The sequence below is a fragment of the Arthrobacter sp. 05L45_2 genome, from assembly GCF_056397525.1.
In genome coordinates this window covers 1-4184 of record NZ_JBFTNO010000239.1, presented here as the reverse complement: position 1 = coordinate 4184, position 4184 = coordinate 1, and the positions used below count along the sequence as shown (strand labels likewise).

Sequence of the window (4184 nt, the reverse complement as noted above, 5' to 3'; positions counted from 1 at the left end):
GTGCGCTGGCGCCCTTCGCGCCGAACTTCGCGCTGYTCTGCGTGGCGCGGGCGTTTATGGCCCTGGGGACCGCGACGGCGTATCCCAGCGCCGTGGTGATGGTGGCGGCGCTGGCCCGGGAGGCGAACGTGAAATCCACGCGGCCGCTGGGCCGGATCCAGATGGCGAACACCTCGGCCGCCGCCATCGGGCCTGTGGTGGGCGGCCTGCTGGTGAGCCTGGTGGGCTGGGAGGCGCTGTTCCTGATCAACGTCCCGCTGGCGCTCGCGGCCATGGTGGTGGTGCGGCGGTTCGCCCCGGCGGACGCGAAACGGGAGCACGGCCGGGTGGCGGAGCTGCTCCGCGACTCGGACCTGCCGGGCATCGGGGCCTTCATCGGCGCGCTGGTGCTGGTGATGATGGCCCTGCTGAACGTGCTGCCCGGGTTCCGGTGGTGGCTGCTCGGGGCCGGGCTGGTCCTGGCTGTGCTGTTCGCGTGGCGCGAGCTCCGCTTTAATCCGCCGTTCCTGGACCTGCGGCTGCTGGGCCGGAACCGTCCGCTGCTGCTGGTCTACCTGGGCTTCGCGCTGTTCAGCGGCATCTACTATTTCGCGTTCTTCGGCCTGCCCCAGCTGCTGCAGACCRCCGGCGGCTACGACCCCGGGATCGTGGGCCTGCTGATGCTGCCGCTCGCCGCTATCTCGGTGGTCGGCACCCCGGCCGCGGTCCGCGCGATCGACCGGTTCGGTGTCCGGCGGGTGCTGATCGCCGGCGTCGTGCTCCTGATCCTGGCCTCGGCCACCATGTGGCTGCTGACCGCGTCCCTGGCCGTCCCGCTGGTGCTGGTGATGACGGCGCTGCTGGGCGTGCCGTACTGCGTGGTCAGCATCGCCTCGAGCCAAGGCATGTACCTTTCCACCAAACTCGAGGAGCGCGGCGTCGCGGCCGGGATCTTCCAGACCTGCCGCTACCTCGGCGCGATCACCGCCACCGTGCTGATCGGCATCTTCTACGGCACCGGGGTCACGCAGGCCAACTGGGGACTGATGGTCCTGGTGATGCTCGGACTCGGCGCCGTGGTGCTGGTGATATCGCTGCTGTGGCGCGAGCGCCGGCCGGCCTAGGCGTTCCCTCCCCCCGGAGGTACGACGGCGGTGCCTCCGCCGGTGTGTCGCCCTGTGAGCGGGGCCACAATAAAGTTGCCCGCCCGATCCCGCGGAGCCTATAGTCAATGCAGCGATTCGATATTAGAACAACATGTTCAATTATCGAACAGGCGGTGCTAAGGCGCCAGCCGGCCCTACAACGAAGTGAGGTTCCCTGTGCATTTCCACCACCACGGTTACGTATCGGGGGACCCGCGGGTCCAGCCGGCCGCCGGCACCGGCCTGGACCGGCCCGCCGAGCTGCCCGACGCCGTCGACGTCCTGATTGTCGGCACCGGCCCCGCCGGGATGCTGGCGGCCGCGCAGCTGTCCCAGTTCGCTGGCGTGACCACCCGGATCGTCGAGCGCCGGGACGGCCGGCTGGCCATCGGGCAGGCGGACGGCATCCAGGCCCGSAGCGTGGARACGTTCCAGGCCTTCGGCTTCGCCGAGCGGATCAYYGCCGAGGCGTACCGSATCACCGAGATGGCCTTCTGGAAGCCGGACCCCGCCGATCCGTCCCGGATTGTCCGCGCCGCCCGCACCCTGGACGACCCCGCCGGGATCAGCGAATTCCCGCACCTGATCGTCAACCAGGCGCGCGTCCTGGACTACTTCGCCGAGGTGATGGCCCACGCGCCCACCCGGATGACGCCGGACTACGGCTACGAGTTCAAGGCCCTGGAAGTGGGCGACGGCGAGTACCCCGTCACCGTGACGCTGCTGCACACCGCCGGGCCCGACGCCGGCACCGAGCGCACCGTCAGGGCGAAGTACGTGGTGGGCGCCGACGGTGCCCGCAGCAAGGTCCGCGACGCGATCGGCTGCACCATGGCCGGGGACAAAGCCAACCACGCCTGGGGCGTTATGGACGTCCTCGCCAACACCGACTTCCCGGACATCCGCACCAAATGCGCCATCACCTCCGGGACGGGCGGCAGCATCCTGCTGATCCCGCGCGAGGGCGGCCACCTGTTCCGGATGTACGTGGACCTGGGCGTGGTCCCGCACGGCGCCGCCGGCGCGGTCCGCAGCACCAGCATCGAACAGATCATCGCCAAGGCCAACGCCATCATCCACCCCTATACGCTCGATGTCCGCAACGTCGCCTGGCACAGCGTCTACGAGGTGGGTCACCGGCTCACCGACCGGTTCGACGACGTCGTCCCCGCGGAGCGCGGCACCCGCACCCCGCGGGTCTTTATCACCGGCGATGCCTGCCACACGCACAGCGCCAAGGCCGGCCAGGGCATGAACGTCTCCATGCAGGACGGGTTCAACATCGGCTGGAAACTGGGGCACGTGCTGGAGGGCCGCAGCCCGGAGGCCCTGCTGTCCACCTATTCAGCCGAGCGGCAGGTGGTCGCGAAGAACCTCATCGACTTCGACAAGGAGTGGTCGACGCTGATGGCGAAGAAGCCGGAGGAGTTCGACAGCCCGTCGCAGCTGGAGGACTTCTACGTCAGCACCGCGGAGTTCCCGGCCGGGTTTATGACCCAGTACGAGCCCTCGATGATCGTCGGCGGCCCGGAGCACCAGGAACTGGCCGCCGGATTCCCCATCGGCAAGCGCTTCAAGTCCGCGCCGGTGGTGCGGGTCTGCGACACCAACCCGCTGCACCTGGGGCACCAGGCCGCGGCGGACGGGCGCTGGCGGATCTATGTCTTCGCCGACACCGCGGTGGCCGGTGCACCGTCGCCCACCACGGACCTGGCGGACTGGCTGGCCGACTCGCCGGACTCGCCGCTGGCCGCCACCCCCGTGGGCCTGGACCGCGACGCCTGGTTCGACGTCAAGGTCATCTACCAGCAGGAACACACCGGGGTGGACATCAGTGCCGTGCCGGCCGTGTTCAAGCCGGCCGTGGGCCCGTTCCAGCTGAATTACCTGGAGAAGGTCTACGGCACGGACCCGAACGCCGACATCTTCGAGCTGCGCGGCCTGGACCGCGGCGGCGTTGTGGTGGTGGTCCGCCCGGACCAGTACGTCGCCACCGTTCTGCCGTTGACGGCGACGGCGGAACTCGCCGCGTTCTTCGCGCCGCTGGTGCGTTCGCGCCCGGCGGTTTAGGCGGCGTCCGCTGTCGCGGGCTCTTAGGCGGCGCTACGCGACGGCGTCGGCCGGGAGCCGCTCGCCGTTGAGGTATTCGAGCTCCCAGCCGTCCACGGGGTGGTGGTGGACCAGGTTCAGCGCGGCGTTGTCGATGCTCTGGATGGTGCGGCCCAGCGCGCGGCTGAGGCTGACCCGCAGCAGCGAGCCGTGGGCCACCACAAGGACGTGGCCGCCGCGGTACTCCTCGGCCAGGGCCTCCAACGCTGCCAGCCCGCGCTCCGCGGCGTCCTCTTCGCTTTCGGCGCCCCGGAAGCCGTTGGGGATGCGTAGCTCGTCCAGTTTCGGGCCGTCCGTCAGGCCCTCGGCCGGTCCATAGGACCGCTCGGCGAGCTCCGGGATATGGCGGTCCACGCCGAGTCCCAGCCCGGCGGCAATCAGGTCCGCCGTCTCGGCCGCGCGGCCCAGCGGYGAGGAGACCACCACGTCCCACTCGTACCCGGACAGGGCGGCGACGGCGTCCCGCGCCTGGCCRCGGCCGACGTCGTTCAGCGGAATATCGGTGGATCCCTGTAGCCGGCGCTGCGCATTCCAGTCGGTCTGGCCATGACGGATAAGCGCGAAGGTGGTGAGGGTCATGGGCCCATTCTTTCAGAAACGACGACGGCGGCCGGGGCCGCCGCCGTCGACGGGCCTTGGTTCATTGCTGTCCGCGGCTGTCAGCCGGCAGCGACGGCGTCCAAGTCGCGAAGGGCGTAGCGCAGGTGCTCCCACTCCTCGTTCAGGATCGTGTGCAGGCAGGAGCGTACCGTCACCGGTACCTCGGGGGCCCACGGGTTGCGGCGCTGAGCGGACAGTTCTGCCTCGGTGACCGCGGCGAGGAAGCCGCGGACCATCGTCTGCCGCTCTGCCCGGACCGCGAGCACCTGGGCTAGGGGCGGGGTGGCGGCGGAGAATACGGAGAGGTCGTACCCGTCGGTCGCGTACTCGGCGTTGGGTTGCCCGAGCGGG

General features: G+C 70.1%; 4 protein-coding genes. 2 read left to right on the top strand and 2 right to left on the bottom strand.

Annotation, left to right across the window (positions count from 1 at the left end; genetic code table 11):
• Both AC1DHD_RS14645 and AC1DHD_RS14640 read left to right on the top strand, forming a co-directional pair.
• Nucleotides 1-1103: MFS transporter (locus tag AC1DHD_RS14645; RefSeq protein ID WP_476880412.1), on the top strand; the 1103-nt coding region annotated here is incomplete at its 5' end.
• 198 nt (nucleotides 1104-1301) lie between these two features.
• Nucleotides 1302-3194: an FAD-binding monooxygenase gene (locus tag AC1DHD_RS14640; RefSeq protein ID WP_476880411.1), complete on the top strand. Its 1893-nt coding sequence runs from the start codon at nucleotides 1302-1304 to the stop codon at nucleotides 3192-3194.
• A gap of 33 nt (nucleotides 3195-3227) precedes the next feature.
• Here AC1DHD_RS14640 and AC1DHD_RS14635 read toward each other — a convergent pair whose 3' ends face one another.
• Entirely contained in the window at nucleotides 3228-3812 is a 585-nt protein-coding gene (locus tag AC1DHD_RS14635) for a histidine phosphatase family protein (protein ID WP_476880410.1), read from the bottom strand.
• 80 nt (nucleotides 3813-3892) lie between these two features.
• Nucleotides 3893-4184, bottom strand: a 292-nt coding sequence (locus AC1DHD_RS14630) for a DinB family protein (protein WP_476880409.1), incomplete at its 5' end; no start/stop codon positions are given.